This is a genomic window from Acinetobacter sp. 226 (assembly GCF_048147925.1).
Taxonomy (GTDB): Bacteria; Pseudomonadota; Gammaproteobacteria; order Pseudomonadales; family Moraxellaceae; genus Acinetobacter; species Acinetobacter pecorum.
Genome location: NZ_JAYWYX010000034.1, coordinates 1 through 22,863 on the forward strand (window position 1 = coordinate 1; position 22,863 = coordinate 22,863).

Below are 22,863 nucleotides of genomic sequence, written 5' to 3' on the forward strand. Positions count from 1 at the left end.
CTCATACCCAAGTTGTCACTTGAATTCTGTTCAAATGAGCAGAGTGTTGTCTTTTAAATCTTTGTGCAACAAAGCCATTGTCGTCATAAAAATTCCATCTAAAGAATTTTATTAAGTATTTTATTCTACCTTAATCTTTTTCACTCCCTATTTGCTCATGTATAAAGAAAGTAATTGCTTGTACAGTGGGGTCAGTTAATTTTTTCTGGCTGTTAAAATTCTTCAGTGAATAAATCAAAATTTTATAATCATTTTTTAGCCTCTTTTCTAGGGTTTCTTATTAAATATTCAAGCGTTAATCCTTTTTTAATGCCCAAAAAATCTTCAGTCGGTCCATAAGAGGGTATTGCCTATTTCAGCTTCGATACATGCAGAGGGGTAGCTTAGTCATGAGCAATCAGTAAGCTAAAAACTCACTAGGTGAATTTTACTCATCTTTAAATGAATTTATATCGTTTTACTCATCTTTGGATTCACGCTTAAATACAGTCAGACAGAAATTTAGCTTTTTATATTTTTATAAAAATTTAGGGTGGCATATCTCCATGACTACAGCATTTCAATGTTCAATTAAACGCATTCGTTTTGATGAGAACTACAAACCAGCAAACAATACACGTCTAACCACTAATTTTGCCAATTTAGCACGTGGTGAAAGCCGTCAGGAGAATCTTCGTCGTACACTTGCGATGATCAACAACCGCTTTAACAGCTTGGCGACTGCCGATAATCCTAGAGGTGATCGTTATTCACTGGAGATCGATATCATCTCTGCTGAAATTGATATTGAGGGCAATGGTCAAACCTTTCCCTTTATTGAAACCTTGAAAAGTACAATTATCGACCATCATACCAATGAACGCATTGAAGGCATGATCGGGAATAGCTTCTCATCTTATGTACGTGATTATGATTTCAGTGTGGTATTGCCATCACTCGGCTGTAAGGCCAATGAAAAACCTGAAGACTTTGGTGACCTGCACGGCAAGCTGTACCAGCATCTTGTGAATTCAGCAGTCTTTAAAGCTGAATTTAATAAACAGCCAGTGATTTGCCTGAGTGTTTCAACCACGAAAACCTACTACCGTAGTGCGAATGTGCATCCTGTTCTAGGTGTGGAATACACCAATGATGACTACTCACGTACCGATGAATATTTTAAAAAAATGGGCTTAAGTGTTCGCTACTTTAAACCTGAAAATGGCAATGCACCCTTGGCATTCTATTTTGCGGGCGACTTGCTGCACGATTACACCGATTTTGAACTGATCAGTGCGATCAGCACCATGGAAAGCTTCCAGAAAATCTATCGTCCTGAAATTTACAACACAAATTCATCTGCAGGTGTGGTGTATCAGCCTAGCTTGAGCTATGGCGACTATTCATTAACTCGCATTGTCTATGACCGTGTTGAACGTGGGGAGCTGGCGGTCAAACAAGGTAAATGGACAGAGGAAAATTTCATTAAGCCGTATAAAGACATTCTGGATGAATGGGCTGCCAATTTTAAAGTAGCAACGGCTCAGCAAGACAACGCTGCCTGATAGATCACATATATAAACGAATTTAGAGAAAGAAGATTAGACATGGCACTTTTACAACCTGAAAAGTTACTCCCGACCTCTACAGCAGGCAGCTTGCCAAAACCGTCCTGGCTGGCAGAACCTGAAAAGCTTTGGTCAGCTTGGAAACTCGAAGGTGCAGAACTACTAGAAGCGAAACGTGATGCACTGAAACTGTCCTTGCATGAACAAGTCCATGCCGGCATTGATATTGTCAGTGATGGTGAACAGACCCGTCAGCACTTTGTGACCACGTTTATCGAGCATCTTGAAGGGGTGGATTTTGAGAAACGTGAAACCATGCGTATCCGTAACCGTTATGATGCCAGCGTACCTTCAGTAGTCGGTGAAGTTTCCCGTAAAAAAGCAGTGTTTGTGGATGATGCGAAATTCCTGCGTAGCCAAACCACGCAGCCGATCAAATGGGCACTGCCTGGTCCAATGACCATGATTGATACGCTGTACGATGGTCACTACAAGAGCCGTGAAAAACTGGCATGGGAATTTGCCAAAATTCTGAATCAGGAAGCACTTGAGTTAGAGGCAGCAGGGGTCGATATCATCCAGTTTGATGAGCCAGCATTCAATGTGTTTTTTGATGAAGTGAATGATTGGGGCGTCGCTACTTTAGAGCGCGCGCTTGAAGGTCTGAAATGTGAAACTGCGGTACACATTTGCTATGGTTATGGCATTAAAGCCAATACCGATTGGAAAAAGACCTTAGGCAATGAGTGGCGTCAGTACGAAGCAGCCTTCCCTAAACTGCAACAATCAAAAATTGATATTGTATCGCTTGAGTGTCAAAACTCACGTGTGCCGATGGATCTGATTGAGCTGATTCGGGGTAAAAAAGTTATGGTCGGTGCGATTGATGTTGCAACCAATCAAATCGAAACGCCTGAAGAAGTTGCCAATACACTGCGTAAAGCATTGCAATTTGTGGATGCAGACAAACTGTATCCATCAACCAACTGTGGGATGACACCGTTGTCTCGTCAAGTGGCTCGGGGCAAACTCGAAGCCCTTAGCGCAGGGACTGCGATTGTTCGTCAGGAGCTGGGTGCTTAAAAGAAGCATGGCTAAACCAGAGTAGGGTGAATGATCCGTAGATCATTGGCCTACCTTTGAGTACAGGCACATCGTATATAATTGAGATGAAAGAGATGATTGAAGCAATAGACTTTAGAAATGCAATGTCCCTGTTAACCACGTCTGTGAATGTGATCACGACTCAAGGTGTAGCAGGAATGCATGGTTTTACCGCATCGGCCGTATGCAGTGTAACTGATACCCCACCGACATTGCTGGTCTGTATGAATCAATCCTCTCGTTCACATGAACATTTCATTAAAAATAAAGTACTCTCAGTCAATGTACTCAGCACGCAGCATGAATACATCTCCAATGCATTTGCCTCAAGCAAATTTAACTCTGAAGATCGCTTCAAACTCGGTGAGTGGAGCACGCTTGAAACAGGTGCTCCAATTTTAGACGATGCTTTGGTGAGCTTTGATTGCCAGATTGAAGAAATTCAAAAAGTGGGCACACACAGTATATTTTTATGTCGTGTCATCGCGATTAGACAGAGTCAGCAGGAGGAAAGTCTGGTGTATTTTAACCGTGCGTATCATCAGGTCGGTCAATTAGAAACTGTTTAACTTTCCCTCGCTACAATGTTCTAGCCCTTATCGTGTTTAAATCCAGATAGCGAATTAAAACTGGAAGAAATAAAAGTTATTTCTTCCAGTTGAGTAAGCGTTTAAGTGAAGTGTAAAAGCTATCGAGCACAGTTAAAGCTTTCAGCTTTTTCGCTATCTCCCCGACCGCTATAACGTGCAATTAATGGGTATGGACAGAGTGGGCGGGTCCGGTTTGGTGCCCAGTTTGACGGAATCTCGGGATTAATTTCTCCACTCGGATTACCCGGACCGCGTGCAGTGGCAATAATACGGTCAGGTTTTTCACCATATTCCACCCATCTGACCAGTGCAGTCAGTCCATCAAACTGGTCAGTAGCCACACCCTGAGAAACATGGTTCATACCCGGAACCCGGAAAAATCGTACTGAATTCTGTATAGTGGCTGAATAACGTTGCAAAAGCTGATCATACCAGTTTTGTGATTCCTTCTCGGAGGTAGAGCCATCCGCTACTGCATGTACTACCATAATTTTACCTCCTCTTGAAGTGAGAGGCGTCACATTTAATGGATCAGGTGGTCCCATAAAAGCAGTTGAGCTTTCCTTATAGGTGTTATCTGTCCTGTATAGCTTGATAAGGTCAGTATCGAAATTATAATTCAAGATATATTCACTCGGTCTTTCCAATCCTAATAAATTAGGTGGAGTCTCGAACACAGTGCCTAATACTCCAGCACTACGATCTAAAGCGCTAAGAGGTGCTAGTTTCAAATTGGCCCATTTCTGTCCAACGATTCCTGGATCATAAGGTTCACTGACATAAAATTTTTCACCTTTAGAGTTTACAGGTGTATCAAATACAGCAGCGATAACCTGTATCTGTTCTGCTGACAGGCAGGTTCCATTACGTTCTCCCTGACACACCGGAACATCTCTTTGGATATTAAATTCTGATTGGCATCGGTCTACATCCTGTACCATGCCATCTACAATACCATCCAGCTTGTCACATTTATTTAAGACAGAATCCGCTACAACTTTTCTTTCAGCATCGGTAAAAGCTGTTATTGTCTCATCAATTTCCGTAGCGACTTTTCGGAGTTCTTTAAAATCATAAATTTGTGCTATTGATGAAAGAGGCGGCTCAAAGGAAGGCGAGTTGGCATAAATACCATCATATTCCCTTGGTAAGCGTGTAGCTGCATTCAGCGCCAGATTTCCACCTCGTGAAGCGCCACCTGCATAAGATCGGTCTGGCAGTTTGTCATAGCTAAACCTGATGAGCTGCTTTGCCATCGGGGTTAACTTGATCATCGAGTCATAACCATAATCAAGCCTGGCCTGTGGGTCTATACCAAAAGTAGTAATTTGTTCAAGTGTATGACCCATATCTGAGGAGATCACAGCAAAGCCTTCATATAAGGCATTGGTGAGTGGCCCCCCGCTTCCAACATAACCTAAGGCTGGAATGAGTTCTCCACCAAATCCACCATTGGCCTGAAAAAGAAAGCGGCCACTCCAGTCCAGAGGAAGACGCATCTCAAAACCAATTCGATACTCTTGCCCATCTATAGGACTGATTCGTGGAAACATATAGCCTGTGACTACACAATGGGCCCGAATGGGTTTTTCAGCTACAGTCACAGCACCCGCAGCCTCAGCAGTGGCTGAAGTAATCGTGGTATTGGCATATTGAAATGAACCCAGCTGTTCACACCGTTTCTTTATTTTAGCTCCAACAGCAGGTGATAATTGTGGTGTTTGATTAGAAGGAGGATTACCTTGATATCTGTCATTGTCATTATCGCCACCACAGGCTGCCAATAAAAAAGAAATCATCATAAGCAGGCTTAATCGGGATAATATATTGTTATTTAAATCATTCATTTGAAGCTCCATCTTGCAGTAAAACTAAATGGTTGAGTGACTTCATAGAAATATATTGATATTTAAATAGCCTGTTTCATTAAATAAAAGTTTTAATTATCAACAAGATCAAGAGTAATAACTCAAGAGTTATGAAGGCTGTTCTTATTTTAGCAATACTTAATGCCTGAAAGTGAGTCACTTTCAATATTTAAAGTTTTGTTACCTGATTTAATAAAACAGGAAGAGATGTGTACCTGAATCAGGATGCCCTTGAGTTAGAAGCAACCTTGCAAAGTGTAAGTGGAACAACTATAGAATTTCAAATTCCTCACTAAAACTGGAAGAAATAAAAGTTATTTCTTCCAGTTGAATAAGCGTTTAAGTGAAGGGTAGAAGCTATCGAGCACAGTTAAAGCTTTCAGCTTTTTCGCTATCTCCCCGGCCACTATAACGTGCAACTAATGGATATGGGCAGAGTGGGCGGGTCCGGTTTGGTGCCCAGTTTGACGGAATCTCGGGATTAATTTCTCCACTCGGATTGCCAGGACCTCGTGCAGTGGCAATGATACGATCAGGTTTTTCACCATATTCCACCCATCTGACCAGTGCAGTAAGTCCATCAAACTGGTCAGTAGCAACACCCTGAGAAACATGGTTCATACCTGGAACCCGGAAAAACCGAACGGAATTTTGTATATTGGCTGAATTGCGTTCCAAGAGTTGTTTATACCAGTTTTGTGACTCATACATGGAGGCAGTAGATCCATCTGCTACTGCATGGACTACAATAAGTTTACCTCCTTTTGAAGTCAGAGGAGTCAGGTTTAGTGGATTAGGTGGTCCCATAAATTCAACCGAACTTTCTTTATAGGTACTATCTGTCTTGAATAACTTGATAAGATCGGTATCGAAATTATAATTCAATGCAAATTCCAGTGGATTTTGCAAAGGTGCCTCCTCAGGCGGGACCTGAAATGCAATTGCTGTGGCACTAGCAAGACCTTCTAGATATTGAGTAGAAAACAATTTTACATTGGCCCATTTCTGCCCGATGATACCCGGATCATAAGCTTCACCCACATAGAATTCTTCACCTTTAGAATTTACCGGAGCTTTAAATACATCGGAAATCACCTGAATCTGTTCTGCTGACAGGCAAGTACCATTTCTTTCACCCTGACAGACAGGAACATCTCTCTCAATATTAAATCGTGTCTGACACTGATCCACATCCTGCACCATACCATCGGTAATGCCATCAAGCTGGTCACACTGCCTTAAAACAGCATCTGCCACAACTTTTCTTTCTTCTAGAGTAAAAGCTGTCACTAAATCATCAACATCGGTGGCGACTTTTCTCAACTGTAGTGCATCATATATTTGTGCAACTATTGCCACTGGTACGTCAAATGGAGGTGAATTGGCATAAATACCATCAAATTCATTTGGTAATCGCGTAGCTGCAATTAATGCAAGGTTACCGCCACGGGAAGGTCCAGCAGCATAGGATCTGTCAGGCAGTTTGTCATAACTAAACTTGATGAGCTGCTTTGCCATCGGGGTTAACTTGGTCATGGCAGCATAGCCATAATCAAGTCGCGCCTGAGGATCCAGTCCAAAAGTAGAGTTTTGTTCAAGCGTATGGCCCATATCTGAAGAGATCACTGTAAAACCTTCATAGAGAGCATTGGTGAGTGGCCCCCCACTTCCGATAAAACCTAGCGCTGGAATGATCTCACCACCAAACCCTCCATTGCCCTGGAAAAGAAAACGGCCATTCCAGTCCAGAGGAAGACGCATTTCAAAACCAATACGATATTCTTGTCCATCTATAGGGCTGGTTCGTGGAAACATATATCCTGTCACCAGACAATGTGCCCGAATAGGTTTATTGGCAACGGTCTCAGCACCTGCCTCCAAGGCAGTAGCTGAAGTAATCGTGGTGTTGGCATACTGAAATGAACCGAGCTGTTCACACTGTTTCTTTATTTTAGCTCCAACAGCAGGTGAGAGCTGTGGTGTCTGGTTCGAAGGAGGATTACCTTGATAGTTGTTATTGCCATTATCACTACTGCAAGCGGCCAATAATGAAATCATCATCAGCAGGCTTAAACGGGATAATATATTGTTATTTAAATCATTCATTTGAAGCTCCATTTTGTAGGAAAGCTAACTGGTTTAATTGCTTCATAAAAATTTATCGATATTTAGTAGCTTGTTTTAATTAGATAAAAATTTTAACTATCAGTTGGATAAAGATTTTAAGATGCAAGACTCTAGAGTTATGAAGGTTGTGTGAAGTTTAGCAGATCTTAATGGCATAAGTGATATTCACTTTCAATACTTAAAGTTTTGTTACCTGATTTAATAAAACCGGATTCAATACGTAGCTCAACTATTTTTTATAAGGGTTATAACAAGCTATGAGCATCGAACAAGAACCTCAATAAAATGGAGAGGTAGAGTGAAATTTAGATAGAAAGAAAGCAAAGTCCTATCAATGCATGGGAAATACAAATCTTCTGATTCGCTCAGAAATTTTAAGTGATACAAATAGCTTTAAAAGCGTTATAAAGATAATTCTTTTCAAAAAAATTAAAAAAAATAAACTGTTCAAAGATACATAGGTTGTAGTATCAAAGAGAGAATAGGAAACTTGATTAGGAAAATAAACAGCTTTTACTCAACACATCAGCCTGAAAAATGAGAGATGAAAGAAAAATAAAGGCGATATAGCCTAGAGTTTTTAGAAATATTTTTATAAGTTTAAATAAATATAAACAAATGCCTGTACCTTGTTCACTCATATACAATTATTTAATTCTCAACCGGAGATGTGCAATTGCGTGTTGGCCGTTATAAGTTATTGATCATCATTGTCTTGCTGATACTGGTACTGGCTTTTGCTCTATTTCGCTGGTGGCAGGGACCAAAGGTACCTAGTTATACCTTAAGCGCCATGCCGCTGGTACAAAATGTCGTTGCGAGCGGGCGGGTCACGACCGTGGCACGGACTCAGATCGGCAGCGAAATTACCGGGGTGGTTCTCGAAACAAGAGTCAAAGAGGGGGATAAAGTCAAGCCGGGTGACCTGTTGGTGGTACTGAAATCTGATGAGCTTCTGGCCCAAGTCAAGCAAGCCGAGCTGGCACTCACCGATTTGGCTAAGGTCAAGCGCCCACAGGCAGAGGCCGAACTGGCCAGTGCCAAAGCGCAGCTAGATCAGGCCAGCCGTGAAGCAGCACGTAGACGCGCTGCTGGTGTAGGCATACTCTCGGCTGAAGAAATAGAACAGGCGGTAGAGACAGAAAGGGTAGCACGTAACAATTTTGAAACGGCCCGCCTGAAAGCTGAAGCCCTGGCATCCGGACAAGTTGAAGAAGCTTCACTGCGCCAACAGCTCGCGGTGGCACAGGCGCAACTGGCCAAGGCAAAAATACGTTCTACGGTGGCAGGAACGGTGCTGACACGTGATGTAGAGCCTGGCGATCTGGTTCAGCCTGGACAAACACTATTTACGCTGGCCTTGAATGGCAATACGGAAATTCGGGTGCCCTTGGATGAGCGGAACCTGCCGCAACTGGCCTTAGAGCAAACAGCTACTGTGATTGCAGATGCGTATCCGGATCAGAGCTTTCCGGCGCGTATCAGCTTTATTGCACCGAGTATTGATCCGCAACGCGGGACAGTAGAAGTCAGATTAGTTGTTAATCCGGTACCTGATTTTCTTCGGCAGGATATGACTGTTTCGGTCAATGTCGAGACTGCCAGAAGGGAGCGAGCACTCGCCATTCCAAATGATGCCTTAAGCAGTGTCAAAGGCGATAAGGCAGTGGTGTTAATGGTTCGTGATAAAAAAATAAAGCATCAGCAGGTCCGTTTAGGCCTGCGTGGCCTGACCATGTCCGAAGTAGTTTCCGGCTTGAAAGCAGGTGACCAAGTATTGGTGAATGCAGACTCTTCATTAAAGGATGGGGCTAGAGTTCGGGTAGAGCCGCAAACAACCTCCGTGATGAATTCTGCTAATGATAATACAGATAGTAAAAATGAATTACCGGTGAATTTCGATTGAAAAATTTTCTTGGGCGGCTCTGGATCGAATGGAAAATCGCGGTCAGTTTTTTGCGCGAGGGCCGGGCACAATCTCTGATGATCACTGTCGGCGTCGCGGTAGGCGTGGCTGTAATTGTATTCATTACTGCTTTGATTCAGGGGCTGCAAGCAAATATTATTGAACGTACGCTAGGCACCCAGGCCCATATTCGTCTGCTGTCACCAGATGAAGTCAATCAGGTGGTGTCGCCTCCTGCGGGTACTGTGCAATTGTTGCAAGAAGATAAACGAGCACAGCGACTGCGTTCGATTAATAACTGGCAGCAGATTACCGAAACCCTGGACCAGTTACCTGTGTTGACTGCTGTCTCACCGGTTGTGTCAGGGCCTGCCTTTGTTCAGCGCGGTGATGCGATTGAGTCGGTGGCACTGGTCGGAATGAATCTGGAACGTTATCAGCAGATTATTCCCTTAAAAGAATATCTGATTAGCGGACAGTTGCGAGTGGGTGCAGATGATGTATTGATTGGCAGTCAGTTGGCCAAAGATCTGGGTGTACAGGTCGGCAGCAAGCTGCGACTGGATACCGGTCAGCAGAACAGCGCTGTGGTCAATATTGCCGGTATATTCGAACTCGGGGTTCGTGATCTGGATGCTCGCTATGTTTATCTGGATTTAAAGCAGGCGCAGTCTTTGCTCTCCCTGCCGGGCGGAATAACAGTCATCGATCTGACCATTGATGATATTTTTCAGGCAGACCAGGTTGCAGCACAAGTCGCGCGCCTGACTTCGTTGAAGACGGAAAGCTGGATTGAAACCAATACGCAGCTTATGAATGCAATTACTGCCCAAAGTCTATCCACCAATATGATTATTGTCTTTGTGGCGATTTCGGTTGCGTTCGGTATTGCCAGCGTCATGTCTGTCAGTGTGGTACAGCGCACCCGGGAGATTGGTATTTTACGAGCAACCGGCGCGACCCAATCACAAATTTTGAGGGTTTTTTTGTTTCAGGGGGCAATCTTTGGCTTGCTTGGTTCAGTCCTGGGAAGCGTGGTCAGTTATGGTCTGGTTTGGGTATTTAATAACTTTGGTCCGGGATTATTCTATATTCCAATTTCGATTGAACTGGTCTTGTTGGCCCTATTGCTGGCGACATTAACAGGGGTGCTGGCTGCGGCAGTACCATCACGTCGGGCAGCGGCACTTGATCCGGTGGAGGCGATTCGTCATGTCTAATCAAGCTGAAGAAGTCCTACGTCTGGAAGCACTACGAAAATCTTATAATATTGGCCAGCCGAATGAGGTGGAGATCTTGCATGGCATTGATCTGCGCATTGATCGCAACGACTTTGCTGCACTCATTGGCCCTTCGGGTTCTGGTAAAAGTACTTTATTAAACATTTTGGGGTTGCTGGATAAACCGACAAGTGGTGAACTGTATTTATTGGGACAGCCTACCAGCGCGATGGATGATGCCGCCCGTACTGCATTGCGTGGCACCAGCATCGGATTTGTATTCCAGTTTCATCACCTGATCCAAGCCTTTAGTGCAATGGATAATATTTTAATGCCTTTAATGATGGCGCAAGGCAAGCCGAATCAGCAGGCATTGCAACGCGCACGAGATTTGCTGGCCGCAGTAGGACTGGAAAAATTTGCTGAACGTAAACCGAATGAACTTTCGGGAGGACAGCAGCAGCGGGTAGCCATTGCGCGAGCCTTGATCACTGAGCCGGCATTATTATTGGCAGATGAACCTACAGGCAATCTGGATACCCAGACTGCGGCTGACATGTTTGAGCTGTTCCGTAAAGTGCATCGTGAACGTGGTTGTGCTGTACTTCTGGTGACGCATGATCCGCGCCTGTCAGCCACTTGTGACCGTACCATTAATCTGGTCGATGGCCGGATTGAAAGTGATTCGAGCAATTCTCCTCAAGATTAAGCTGTACTGCAAGGAACCAGGAGAGCTAATTTTTTGAAGCGAGAAAAGATATTTCAGATTTATAGCTTTCAAAAAATGATCGCCATAGCTGAGAATGAAATAATCTGGAAACAACCTACTGGTTAAAAAGGATGCAGGCGAGTGCCTACATCCTATCCTTAAGATTTTGACGGTTTGATTTTGATCACCTTGTTTTAGGCTACTTTCTTTTCAGCCGCTTTAGTCACTTAGGATCAATAAATCTAACTAATAAAACTAATAAAAACGTTAGGGCGTACCTATGCACTTAGGGTGCTCTGTTAAATATCTACTTCACCCTGTGAATAAGCCGGGCTTCTCATTTTATGCAGTATGGCTCTATTGCTCCAGACTGCTTCTGAGCATCCAGGCCGTTTTTTCGTGCACTTCCAGACGCTGCGTAAGAATATCAGCTGTCGGCTGATCATTTGCCTCTTCAATCGTTGAAAAAATACTTCTGGCGGTACGTGCCACAGTTTCATGTGCATCTACGAGTAAACGCAACATTTCGTCAGCAGTGGGTACACCTTCGACTTCCTGAATGGAGGTAAGTTTTACAAACTGTTTATAGGTGCCTGGTGCTGCGAAACCCAAAGCACGGATACGTTCAGCAATAATATCCAGTGCATTCCACTGCTCAGTGTATTGCGTCATAAACATGTTATGCAGACTGTTGAACTGGGGGCCGGTGACATTCCAGTGGAAATTATGAGTCATCAAATACAGGGTATAACTGTCTGCTAAGAGTCTGGACAAACCGTCGACAATTTTGGCGCGATCATCATGAGAAATCCCGATATCAATTTTCATTGCTTTAGATTCTTTTTTAGAAGAGGCCATGCTCTTACTCCTTAAAACTTAATGCGATATGGTGTATGAGAATAAATTCGGATGGATTCAAAAACCTGAGTCAGAAGATGAAGTCATCCCTATAACTGGATAGTTGATCTCTCTATGAGGAGATCGATTTAAGTGGTTATAAGTTATAGATATTAGATGAGTATGCAGACATAAAGTTTAGTCATTATGTATAAGTGAGACGTAGGAGTGTAACCATTTAAAAATGACCATTTTGATCACGTTTACTAGCTAACGAGTTAATTCTTTAAAGCAAATGGATGCTTTAAAAAGTCTTTATCATTTCAGAAGTATAATAATCTAGAGTGCTGATTTATGAGTAAAATCACGTATTCTTATACTTAATCCGACTTGCCCACATCATTGGAGTATTTCTAATATCTTATTTTAAATAAATGGTTTATGTGAAAATTTAAAACATAAATAAAGCGAGAGTTTATAAAAAAATAACACAACACTGCCTTAATTAAATAAGTGACTACAAACAATAATAAATCTCGCTTCTAAATACAGTTATGTTAGGACACAGGCGAAACCAATGAGCATTTCTGCAAGTCAAATCTCTAAAAGTCAAAAATCTTCCAGTCAGTACATTTAGTAGATGAAATGTGAGACTGCGACAAGCTGTAGACGATTAACTTACGGATGAAGATGAACTGGTCAAGCCATGCAAAATATCAGCTCAAGCGACTTTGAGATAGACCAAAAATATCTGCACTAAACTCAAGCTCAGCAAGGAATACATCATGAAAATTAAGGCCAATAGCCCCGCGACTGGTAAAGACGGTTTAGACAAACAAAATACCAATAAAAAAAGTGAGCAGCTCGATGTATATCGTAGTGATGCGACCGAGCAGGCACTCACCACCAATCAAGGGGTTAAAATTTCCGATAACCAGAACAGTCTCAAGGCAGGCGTTCGCGGTGCGACCTTGATCGAAGATTTTATTCTTCGGGAAAAAATTACCCATTTTGACCATGAGCGAATTCCAGAACGTATTGTGCATGCCCGCGGTGTCGGCGCACATGGCTATTTTGAGGCTTATCCGGGGAATGAAAAACTGACCAAGGCAGGCTTCCTGACCAATACCAGTGTGCAAACGCCAGTATTTGTGCGTTTTTCTACCGTACAGGGCCCGCGTGGTTCAGCAGATACGGTACGTGATATTCGTGGTTTTGCGACCAAGTTTTATACGGATGAAGGTAACTTTGATTTAGTGGCGAATGATGCCCCGGTATTCTTTATTCAGGATGGCATCAAGTTCCCGGATTTCGTGCATGCAGTCAAGCCTGAACCTCAGACCGAGATTCCTACCGGTGCATCTGCACATGATACTTTTTGGGATTTTGTTTCCTTAGTGCCTGAATCTGCACATGCGGTGATGTGGGCCATGTCGGATCGGGGTATTCCGCGTAATTTAAGAGCCATTCAAGGCTTTGGCGTACATACTTTCCGTTTTATCAATGCCGAGAATAAAGCGGTTTTTGTGAAATTCCACTGGACGCCAAAACAGGGTCTCGCCCAACTGGTCTGGGATGAAGCACAAAAACTGGCGGGTAAAGATCCGGATTTCCATCGTCGTGACTTATATGAAGCGATTGCCTCCGGTAACTATCCGGAATGGGAGTTGGGTGTACAGGTCGTTCCAGAAGAAGATGAGATGAAGTACGACTTCGACTTGCTGGACCCAACCAAAATTATTCCGGAAGAACTGGTGCCGGTGACGCCGATTGGCAGAATGGTGCTGAACCGCAATGTCGATTATTTCTTCGGTGAAACCGAGCAGGTGGCATTCTGTCCGGGACATATTGTGCCAGGACTGGATTTTACCAATGATCCATTATTACAAGCACGTTTGTTCTCCTATACCGATACTCAGCTTAGCCGTTTAGGTGGTCCAAACTTCCACCAGATCCCAATTAACAAGCCGGTTTGTCCATTCCACAATAATCAGCGTGACGGTTTACATCAGCGTATTGTACATACCGGTCAAGCCAGTTATGAGCCGAATTCGATTGACAATAACTGGCCGGCTGAAACTCCGCCCGCAGCACAAGGCGGTGGTTTTGAAAGTTATCAGGAACGTATTGATGGACACAAGATCCGTCAGCGTAGCGAATCATTCAGCGATCACTTTAGTCAGCCCCGTCTTTTCTACCGCAGCCAGACGCCGCATGAACAAAAGCATATTGTCGATGCCTATGTCTTCGAGCTGAGCAAGGTGGAGCGCAAATATATTCGTGAGCGTGAAGTGCTTGAAGTGCTCTGTAATATCGATCTGGACTTGGCACAGCAGGTGGCTGACCAATTGGGCATTGAAATTCCGGCAGAGAAAAAAGCAGCAAAATTGCCAGAGGTGCAGGTTTCACCACGCTTATCTTTCGAGGCATTCAAACCTGAAGATATTAAAGCACGAAAAATTGCCCTACTGGTACACGACAAGGCCAATGAGGCCAGTATCAAAGCTGTTCAAACCTGGGCAGAATCAGAAGGGGCTGTGGTCGATGTACTGACTCCAAAACCGGGTCCGGTACTGGGTCTGCAAGGTGATGTGATTCCTTCCGATGGTATGCAAAAAGCCGAGCCATCCATCGCCTATGATGCCGTGGTGATTGCTGACGGTGATAATTACGATGTGGTGATGAAAGACGGTGTGGCGACTCATTATCTGCTGGAAGCCTACAAGCATTTAAAACCAATTGTGTTCTTGGGCGATAAAGGCAAGCTGATTGAACATTTACGCTTGGTTAGTGATGAAGGAACCTTGGCAAACGGACAGTTTGAAGCAGTACAAGATAGCTTTAAGACTTTGATCCTGAATCATCGTGTCTGGGCGCGTGAAGCTATTGCGGAAGCGATTCCTGCTTAAACCACCCATCCTATTATGTTGGAGGATAGAGGTTCCGGCTTCTATCCTCCCGGTTTTTATATGGACGAAGAGATGGTGAAACCGGATGTCAAAAAGTTGTTGGCACAAGTACAGCAAGTCAAATGGAGCAGAGAACAGGACATTTATCTCATTGAGCATAATCATTTGCCTTTAGCTGAACTCATGCAGCAACTCTGTTTCAATGAAGAGGAGATTAATGCAAGGCGTAAGGTATTAGGATTAACTACACGTTTGAAACAAATGCGTAAGCTTTTTCAATAACTGAAATAACTGACTTTAAAAAACACAAAAATATTCTCCGAATTTTATGAGGAACCGCATGCATGAACCTCGGTTCAATATTACAAAGATTTGAAACTTCTCCTCTGGAGCTACAAGAAAAAATTCACCACACTTTAATGGAGCTGGTGGAGATTTCCGCTCAGGTGCCTTATCCCGCTTCTGGAGATACCTTAAAACGCTGGCAGATGCTTAGTCAGGTTTCGGCAAGCAATCTGAGCCTAGGCAAATTGTTTGAATCCCATCTGGACGCCTTGGCCATTTTGCATGAATTGAATATTCCGGTAGAACAAAAAGGCCTATGGGCAGTATGGGCGGCAGAAGGTGGACCCAAACCTTTAACATTGCAAGCAGGAAAGCTAAGCGGAATTAAGCCTTGGTGTTCTGCATCGGTCTGGGTGCAACACGGTCTGCTGACTCACCGTGATGAGCAGCAATATTCACAATTACTGATTCTAGATTTGTCGCAAGAAGGCATTCAGCATCATCAGGATACCTGGCAGGCAGTGGGCATGCAGCATACCTTGACTGCCCGGCTGGAACTGGATCATGTTGAGGTGGAAAAAGTCGCAGCTCCAAATGCCTATCTGGATCGGCCCGGATTCTGGCATGGTGCCGCAGGTGTGGCCGCGTGCTGGTATGGTGCAACTGTCCGTTTGGCTGAGTATTTAAGGCAGACGTTCTTGGTCAAACCGCATGCCTATAAAGCCATGTATCTTGGTGAAATCAGTCGGGAGCTTCTAGCAACACAAGCCTTATTTTATCAAGTTGCTGAATTAATTGATCAGCAGCCACAATACTCACATGAATTAAAGATTCGTAGCCTGCGTGCTCAGGTTGAAACAACGGCTTTAAACGTGCTTACCCATGTGGGTAAGGCTCTTGGGGCTGCGCCGTATTGTGAACATCCGCATTTCGCCCGGCTTGCAGCAGATCTTCCGGTATTTATTCGTCAAAGTCATGCCGCATTTGATTTGGAGCGAATTGGTGAGTTAAGCGCACAGGAGGAAGAACTATGGATATTATAAGACATGAGATTGTGGGTGATCGTGTCATCCATGGTGAAGGCACAAGGCTGGAAGAATGGCGTACCTGTGAAATTTTGCAACAGATGCCGGAATTCGATATTCCTCAGGTTATTCCACCGGATGCCAGAATCTGCATTATTGCACCTCATCCTGATGATGAAATTTTGGGCTGTGGAGGTCTGATTCAGCGTCTGGACAAACTGGGATATCAAATCGTACTTTTTGCCGTTACCAACGGGACAGCCAGTCATCCCGGCTCTAGTCTGTATACTCCCGAAGAGTTGAACCAGATTCGTCCTGCTGAAACACGAGCAGCTTTAGAAGCGTTACCTTTAAAACAGAATATTTTGCGGATCGCTTTAGACATTCAGGATGGCAAGGTGGCAGAACAGCGTGATTTGTTGCAGCAGCATCTGCAATCTTATCTGCAGCCGAATGATGTGTTAATTACCACATTTGTTCATGATGGGCATCCAGATCATGAAATTACAGGGCAGGTCACCCAGCAGCTGGCGACTGAGCTTAATTTAGCCTGTATTCAGGTCCTGATTTGGGCGTGGCATTGGGCAACCCCTGGAGATACCAGAATTCCCTGGAGCGTCGCTCATCAACTCAGACTAACTGAAGAAGAACTGCAATATAAGTCTATAGCTGCGCGATGTTTTAAGAGTCAGCTCGAGCTTGACCCTACCATAGAACAAGCCGCTATTTTGCCAGAGCAGGCATTGCAACGTCTTTTACAACCCTGGGAGGTGTATCTGTATGAACAGTAACGCAGCCTATGATCAGGAATATTTCGATGCTCTATATGCCCTGAATCAGGGAGATCCCTGGCAATATGAACAGCGTTGGTATGAACAGCGCAAACGGCAGATTTGTCTGGCACTATTGCCGCAGTTGCGCTTTGAATCTGCAATTGAGATTGGTTGTAGCAATGGCGTCTTTAGTCAGGAACTGGCGCAGCGCACCGATAGCTTAATGTGTCTGGATGCTAACGATACTGCGATCCAGTTAGCCCGGCAACGTTTACACACTTATCCGCATGTACAGGTTTTACAGCGTATCGTGCCCGATAACCTGCCAAAACAGAAATTTCAGCTCATTGTGGTCAGTGAGATTTTATATTATCTGAATCCCACTGCACTGGACCAGGTACTGACATGGTTGCATACTGCATTGGAACCCGGGGGATGTATCTTGAGCTGTCATTGGCGTACGCCAATCTCAGGATATAGTTTTAATGGTGAAGATATCCATCAATATCTCAATGCGCATTTAAACTATACACATCATTTAAGTTTACAGGACTCCGATTTTTTAGTGGATCTCTGGTTAAATACAGCGCAATCCGTGGCAGAGCTGGAGGGTTTAAGATGAAAAAAATCGGTGTGGTGATTCCGGCCTGTAATGAGGAAGCTTATATTGAACGCTGCCTGCTGGCGTTAAAATCAGCCCAACTTTATTTTTTTCAATATTTTAAATCCATAGAGAATCTTCCTGAAATCCAGATTCTTGTGGTCCTGGACAATTGTACCGATAATACCGCAGTTAAAGTTCAGCAAATGGGTATTCAGGCCATCAGCTGCGACTTTCGAAATGTAGGCAAGGCGCGTCATCTGGGTGTTCAGCAGATGATCGGACAGGGCTGTGACTGGATTTGCTGTACTGATGCCGATTCATTTGTACAATGTGACTGGTTTCAGGTCATGTCTCAGCATCAACCGACCGATGCGATTTGTGGCGTGGTGGAGCTGGATCAATGGGATCATTTAAGTCACAAGACCCGTCAGGCTTACCTGAGACATTATCAGGACAGGATGGGGCATCGGCATATTCATGGCGCAAACCTGTGTTTTAAAGCTTCAGCTTATGTGAAAGTTAACGGTTTTCAGCAAATGGAGTGTCATGAAGATGTTGACTTCATCCATCGTTTAGAAGAAGCTGGCGCCCAGATTGTCTGGTCAAATCAGCTCAGAGTTACGACTAGCAGTCGTCTCAGTTCAAAAATTACTGCAGGTTTTGCCCATTTTTTACAAAACCTTGAGCTTAAACAGGCTACAAAAAAAACGATCAGCCTATGCAAATAAAAACATAAAACTATAAATTTTATACAATCAGAGACTTGTAAAAAATCTCAAATTTTGTGTCTAAAAAGTATTCCATTTAAAATTATTCTGTTTATAATTCACACAAATTCAGCCCTGCATACTTATATATTTTAACTATAAGTCTGTGGGGTTTTTATATGGATGCTCGGTAATGGATGCCTGAACCCTCTTTTTTGGTAATACAATGTTCAATCAAACACTGCTTTCTCGAATTCAGTCTCCATCACCATATTTATGGCAGAAAATAGCGACTGCGTTGTGCTTCTTCTGCTTGGGCTTTGGTACTGCGGCTTGGGCTCCGTTAATTCCATATGCACAGCAGCGCCTGTTATTAAATCATGCTGATTTCGGTCTGCTATTGCTCTGTGCCGGGATCGGTTCGATGCTGGCTATGCCACTGGCAGGCCGACTGGCCAATGCCTTGGGTTGCCGTGCAGTCTTAGCAGTGATTCTGAGTGCATTGATGTTCATTCTCCCTGCGCTGGCTTATAGCCCAAATCATATAATGATGGCTGTCAGCCTGTTTTTATTTGGTGCAAGTGCTGGCGCTTTGGGTGTTACTGTCAATATGCAGGCTGCACAGATTGAGAAAAAACTCGGTAAAAGTTTAATGTCTGGTTTTCATGGGGTATGTAGTCTAGGTGGTCTGGCTGGGGTGCTGGGTATGACCATGTTGATGGGATTCGGACTGGCACCTTTAAGCGGTGCGATCATTGTCAGTGGCATTTTGCTGCTTATTGCCTTAATTGCTGTTCCTTTTAGCTTGGGTGCTGAGTCTAAAACAGTGACAGATGAAGCATTGTCACCAGAACAGCCTATGAAAAAAGCAGCACCGACCTTGGCGATTTTAGGCATTGGTCTGATCTGTTTTGTTGCCTTCCTCTCTGAGGGTGCCGCCATGGACTGGAGTGGTATTTATCTGAGCACTGAGTTCAGTTTACCAGCTGCGCAAACCGGTTTAGCTTACAGTTTCTTTGCTGGCTTGATGGTATTGGGACGTTTTAGCGGACACTTGATTGTTAACCAGTTGGGTGAAAAAAATACGATTTTATTAAGTGCACTCCTGGCGACCACTGGTTTATTGACAGTAGTGTTTGCGCCAGTCTGGCAGGTAGTATTGGTAGGTTATGCAATTTTAGGCTTAGGTAGTGCCAATATTGTACCGCTGATGTTTTCCCGTGCAGGACGTCAAAAAACCTTGGCTTCACATGTAGCATTGTCTTATGTATCGGTATTTGCTTATACAGGTTCATTGATTGGACCAGCATTGGTAGGATTTGGCAGTGAAATGATTGGATTAAGTCTGGTATTTAGCGTCATTGCGATTGGCCTGTTGGGTATTACGATTTTGAATCATCTCACTGCAGAGCCAAGAGAAGTTCACCAAGGCGGAGATGCAGTTGCCCCTCTTCAAAATGAAACACCAGCTTAATGCTGGTGTTTTTTTAGGCTCAAAACTTAAGCAGTTACGCTAAACTGGGTTGATGCTCCGGTAGCCACAGGGCGATAGATCCGCAGACTTTGCGAGTTTTTCAGGTCAGTAATGAACTGATCACGCCAGCGAATAATATCGAAGTTTTTCAAGCCCTGATTTAAATACCGATAACGCTCTAAACGTTCTGATTTAGGCATGCGTAGCGCTTTTTTCAGGGCCTTGGCCATACTGTCGTGTTCATATGGATCCACCAGTAAAGCTTCTCTCATTTGTTCGGCAGCGCCTGCATATTTAGACAGAATCAAGATACCGGGATCTAGAGGGTCCTGTGCAGCAATATATTCTTTGGCAACCAGGTTCATACCGTCCCGGATCGAATTTACCCAGCAGATATCTGCCTTGCGATAGAGTTGCATCAAGGCTTCATGCCCCAAGGTGTCATAGCTGCAATCAAAAGGTACCCAGTCCGCTGTACCCTGCTGGGTATTAAGTTCCTGCACGGCAGATTTAAATTGCTCATACAGATTTTGGTAGGTTTTTACATCCAGCCGGCATGGGCAGGCAATTTGTAATTGCTGGAATTGATTTTTAAATTCTGGCTGATCTTCTAGCAGGCTCTGCAAAGATCCGATTTTTTCCAATAAGCCTTTACTATAATCAATCCGGTCAACCGAAATGATGGTTTTATAAGGCGGCGCTGTGTCGAGATTAAAGGGCAGCTTTTCTAGATGAGTATCTGAGGCCTGATTTTGTAGTTGCACAGGATGCACACCAATTGGATAGCATTTCACATGAATCTTTCGAGATTGATAATTTAAAATTTCACTATGACGATGTTGGACTTTCAAGGTCTGTTCAAGGAACTGCAGACAATTTTCCTGATCGCGAGAAGTTTGTAGACCCACTACATCATAATTGGCTAAATGATGGGCCAGATCGCGATAAGCAGGTAAAGTCTGCCAGAGTCTCAGTTCAGGAAAAGGAATATGCAGGAAAAAGCCAATACGGTTACGCATACCGAGCTTACGACAATAATGCGCCACACTTAAGAAATGGTAATCATGGATCCAGATGATGTCATGAGGAGAGGCCACCTGTTTCAGGTGCTTGGCAAAACGTAAATTAACATCCTGATAAATTTTAAAATCTTGGGGCTGATAATCTACCAGTTGATGTTGATCGTGCATTAGTGGCCATAATGCATTATTGGCGAAACCGCAATAAAAACCCTGATATTGGGACTCGGTCAAAGGGCTCGTATGATATTCAACATTCTGATGTTTCAGGATTTGGAATTTCTGTTCTTTCGTTTGTTCAACTCGGGATCCATTCCAGCCAACCCAGATACCGCCTATATCATGCAAAGCATCCTGCAAAGCAACCGCTAATCCACCTGCCTGGGTATTGTCTGCCTTGGGTAGATTTACACGATTAGATAACACTATGAGTTTTGACATGTAATTTCTCCAATAATAATTGTTGTTGTGCTTTCAATATTTCTAAGAATTCCGCAAGAAAAGCCTGCACCTGGGTTACCTTTTCAAGGCGATGGTGTGCCAGGGTTTTGCCTGGGCCGACTTTGATGGAGCAGCCTTTAAGAGTATTGATGACCTTAAAACCGGCTTCGTCAGTCAGATCATCTCCGATAAAAATGGGGTAATAATCATTTAAATGATAATGTTGAATAATGTTTTGGATGGCTGCACCTTTATTTGCACCTTTGGGTACCAGTTCAAATACAAACTTTCCAGCCTTAAGTTCAAAATCTTGAAAGTGAGCGAGACAATCTAGGGCAAATGTGTGTACTTGTTGTTCTAAATAAGGATGTTCACGAAAATGTAGGGCGATAGAATAATCTTTAATTTCTATCCGAAGCTTAGGAAAATCAAGGCACCGCTCATTAATGTGGTTTTTTAATAATTCAAACTGTCTAGAATTTAAATTAACTAAATTTGTTAAATTTGACTGATAGCATAATTCTAGACCATGAGAGCCGGCAATATTCCAAGTGAATGGATAAATGAGTTTTTGTGCTTGTGCAATTGAGCGGCCTGTCACTAATACCAAGCTAATATATTTTTGTAATTCTTTTAAGATATTTAAAGTTTCGTTCCTGATTATACTTTTTTCCGGGTCAGGGTGAAATTCAGAAATGGTCCCGTCAATATCAAGAAATAAAACTACTTTATGTGAATAAATAAAAGATTTGAGCTGGGTTAAAATCATATGAGGTAATATATAAAAAGGGCTTACAAGTGAATCTTCTTGGTCTTGATCTGCCTTTGGAGTTGACATAAATATTACCTAAGCCTCTGAAATTAAATTTAATTAAAATTTAAAACCATTTGAATTGTCATTGGTTTAATTAAATTTATAGCATATTTCATTTAAAATTCTGGCTTTAAGTGCAGAAACGAAACACTTTTAACAAATATTGTTACTTTGTAAGATTTAGAAATATTTAGATGAGGTGCTATTATTTTTAATTAAATTTAAAAATGGATTAAGAGGAATTTTTAATGCTTTTATTTAAATAGGATGGTTTTTTTATTGTATTTTAATAATTTTTCCTACTATATTAATAATGAGTATTGTTTGGATAATAAATATATTTATTCAAGAATATATTTTATTTTTAAATATTTTTATTTTTTAAGTATTAATATTTTTAAATTTTTTATTTAAAATAGTTTATTGATTAAGTTTATGAAAAATAAAGATTTTATATATTAATGAATAATCTAGAAAAAGATTATTTACTGAAATAAATCATAGAAGAAGATTTTCATTATAAAATTTTTACAGATTAATTTTTTAAATTTATGTAGCTGAAGCAGCCTGGTAAATTGAGAGTCAAGGTTGATTTTTTCATTCTGGTCTATGTATTTTACCATAAGGTATAAATATTTTGAGAAAAGGCAAGTTTGTAAACTGTTATTTGTCGACCATAAATAACTTGAAAGTTCTCATTCTTTAGATGAGGAAAAGCAGTTGGATAAAGTTGTGCTAAAGAGACAGGAGTGATGCAATGGACTTTTTAGGAAAATAAAGTTAACAAAAAAGATCAAAAAATGACTATTTCTAATTTTTTACTATTATAGGACTTACGCATTGACGGATTTAAAAAAGTCTCAAACTACTTTATAACGTATCTGTGATCAGACGAACTAAACAT

At 42.6% G+C, this 22,863-nt stretch carries 18 protein-coding genes; 13 read left to right on the forward strand and 5 right to left on the reverse strand.

The window, feature by feature from the left end; translation table 11 throughout:
* Positions 1 to 545: 545 nt before the first annotated feature.
* From VXP95_RS13875 to VXP95_RS13885, 3 genes are all read left to right on the forward strand, one after another.
* The gene (locus VXP95_RS13875) at positions 546 to 1,544 is read left to right on the forward strand and encodes a putative oxygenase MesX (RefSeq protein WP_416712234.1); all 999 of its coding nucleotides are present in this window, start codon (positions 546 to 548) and stop codon (positions 1,542 to 1,544) included.
* A gap of 42 nt (positions 1,545 to 1,586) precedes the next feature.
* The gene (locus VXP95_RS13880; RefSeq protein WP_416712235.1) at positions 1,587 to 2,630 is read left to right on the forward strand and encodes a methionine synthase; all 1,044 of its coding nucleotides are present in this window, start codon (positions 1,587 to 1,589) and stop codon (positions 2,628 to 2,630) included.
* Between the two features lie 95 nt (positions 2,631 to 2,725).
* Entirely contained in the window at positions 2,726 to 3,220 is a 495-nt protein-coding gene (locus VXP95_RS13885) for a flavin reductase (protein ID WP_416712236.1), read from the forward strand.
* A gap of 119 nt (positions 3,221 to 3,339) precedes the next feature.
* On the opposite strand, the gene VXP95_RS13890 is transcribed toward VXP95_RS13885, so the two are convergent.
* The gene (locus tag VXP95_RS13890) at positions 3,340 to 5,088 is read right to left on the reverse strand and encodes a tannase/feruloyl esterase family alpha/beta hydrolase (RefSeq protein ID WP_416712237.1); all 1,749 of its coding nucleotides are present in this window, start codon (positions 5,086 to 5,088) and stop codon (positions 3,340 to 3,342) included.
* A gap of 378 nt (positions 5,089 to 5,466) precedes the next feature.
* Complete coding sequence (locus VXP95_RS13895) at positions 5,467 to 7,215, reverse strand: tannase/feruloyl esterase family alpha/beta hydrolase (RefSeq protein ID WP_416712238.1); 1,749 nt, start codon at positions 7,213 to 7,215, stop codon at positions 5,467 to 5,469.
* A 697-nt stretch (positions 7,216 to 7,912) separates the two neighbouring features.
* On the opposite strand from VXP95_RS13895, the gene VXP95_RS13900 reads away from it, so the two are divergent.
* From VXP95_RS13900 to VXP95_RS13910, 3 genes are read left to right on the forward strand one after another with little or no spacing between them, the layout of a single operon-like run.
* On the forward strand, positions 7,913 to 9,142 hold the full coding sequence (locus VXP95_RS13900; protein ID WP_416712243.1) for an efflux RND transporter periplasmic adaptor subunit: 1,230 nt from the start codon (positions 7,913 to 7,915) through the stop codon (positions 9,140 to 9,142).
* Positions 9,139 to 10,362 (forward strand): ABC transporter permease, encoded by a 1,224-nt coding sequence (locus tag VXP95_RS13905; protein ID WP_191731118.1) that lies wholly within the window; start codon positions 9,139 to 9,141, stop codon positions 10,360 to 10,362. The genes VXP95_RS13900 and VXP95_RS13905 overlap by 4 nt, the downstream gene beginning before the upstream one ends.
* The gene (locus VXP95_RS13910; protein WP_144724633.1) at positions 10,355 to 11,071 is read left to right on the forward strand and encodes an ABC transporter ATP-binding protein; all 717 of its coding nucleotides are present in this window, start codon (positions 10,355 to 10,357) and stop codon (positions 11,069 to 11,071) included. Before VXP95_RS13905 ends, VXP95_RS13910 begins: the two co-directional genes overlap by 8 nt.
* Before the next feature lie 357 nt (positions 11,072 to 11,428).
* On the opposite strand, the gene VXP95_RS13915 is transcribed toward VXP95_RS13910, so the two are convergent.
* Positions 11,429 to 11,929: a Dps family protein gene (locus VXP95_RS13915; RefSeq protein WP_064095732.1), complete on the reverse strand. Its 501-nt coding sequence runs from the start codon at positions 11,927 to 11,929 to the stop codon at positions 11,429 to 11,431.
* A 764-nt stretch (positions 11,930 to 12,693) separates the two neighbouring features.
* On the opposite strand from VXP95_RS13915, the gene katE reads away from it, so the two are divergent.
* From katE to VXP95_RS13950, 7 genes are all read left to right on the forward strand, one after another.
* Positions 12,694 to 14,817, forward strand: a complete 2,124-nt coding sequence (gene katE, locus VXP95_RS13920; protein WP_416712239.1) for a catalase HPII — start codon at positions 12,694 to 12,696, stop codon at positions 14,815 to 14,817.
* 72 nt (positions 14,818 to 14,889) lie between these two features.
* Positions 14,890 to 15,099 (forward strand): hypothetical protein, encoded by a 210-nt coding sequence (locus VXP95_RS13925; RefSeq protein WP_416712244.1) that lies wholly within the window; start codon positions 14,890 to 14,892, stop codon positions 15,097 to 15,099.
* Between the two features lie 62 nt (positions 15,100 to 15,161).
* Complete coding sequence (locus VXP95_RS13930) at positions 15,162 to 16,145, forward strand: acyl-CoA dehydrogenase (protein ID WP_416712240.1); 984 nt, start codon at positions 15,162 to 15,164, stop codon at positions 16,143 to 16,145.
* Complete coding sequence (locus VXP95_RS13935; protein WP_416712241.1) at positions 16,133 to 16,918, forward strand: PIG-L deacetylase family protein; 786 nt, start codon at positions 16,133 to 16,135, stop codon at positions 16,916 to 16,918. Before VXP95_RS13930 ends, VXP95_RS13935 begins: the two co-directional genes overlap by 13 nt.
* Positions 16,908 to 17,522 (forward strand): class I SAM-dependent DNA methyltransferase, encoded by a 615-nt coding sequence (locus tag VXP95_RS13940; protein ID WP_416681772.1) that lies wholly within the window; start codon positions 16,908 to 16,910, stop codon positions 17,520 to 17,522. Before VXP95_RS13935 ends, VXP95_RS13940 begins: the two co-directional genes overlap by 11 nt.
* The gene (locus VXP95_RS13945; protein WP_064095727.1) at positions 17,519 to 18,232 is read left to right on the forward strand and encodes a glycosyltransferase; all 714 of its coding nucleotides are present in this window, start codon (positions 17,519 to 17,521) and stop codon (positions 18,230 to 18,232) included. Before VXP95_RS13940 ends, VXP95_RS13945 begins: the two co-directional genes overlap by 4 nt.
* A gap of 205 nt (positions 18,233 to 18,437) precedes the next feature.
* Positions 18,438 to 19,685, forward strand: a complete 1,248-nt coding sequence (locus VXP95_RS13950) for an MFS transporter (protein ID WP_416712242.1) — start codon at positions 18,438 to 18,440, stop codon at positions 19,683 to 19,685.
* 26 nt (positions 19,686 to 19,711) lie between these two features.
* On the opposite strand, the gene VXP95_RS13955 is transcribed toward VXP95_RS13950, so the two are convergent.
* Positions 19,712 to 21,145, reverse strand: a complete 1,434-nt coding sequence (locus VXP95_RS13955) for an alpha,alpha-trehalose-phosphate synthase (UDP-forming) (RefSeq protein ID WP_416705142.1) — start codon at positions 21,143 to 21,145, stop codon at positions 19,712 to 19,714.
* On the reverse strand, positions 21,120 to 21,983 hold the full coding sequence (gene otsB / locus VXP95_RS13960) for a trehalose-phosphatase (protein WP_416705143.1): 864 nt from the start codon (positions 21,981 to 21,983) through the stop codon (positions 21,120 to 21,122). The genes VXP95_RS13955 and otsB overlap by 26 nt, the downstream gene beginning before the upstream one ends.
* Positions 21,984 to 22,863 lie beyond the last annotated feature (880 nt).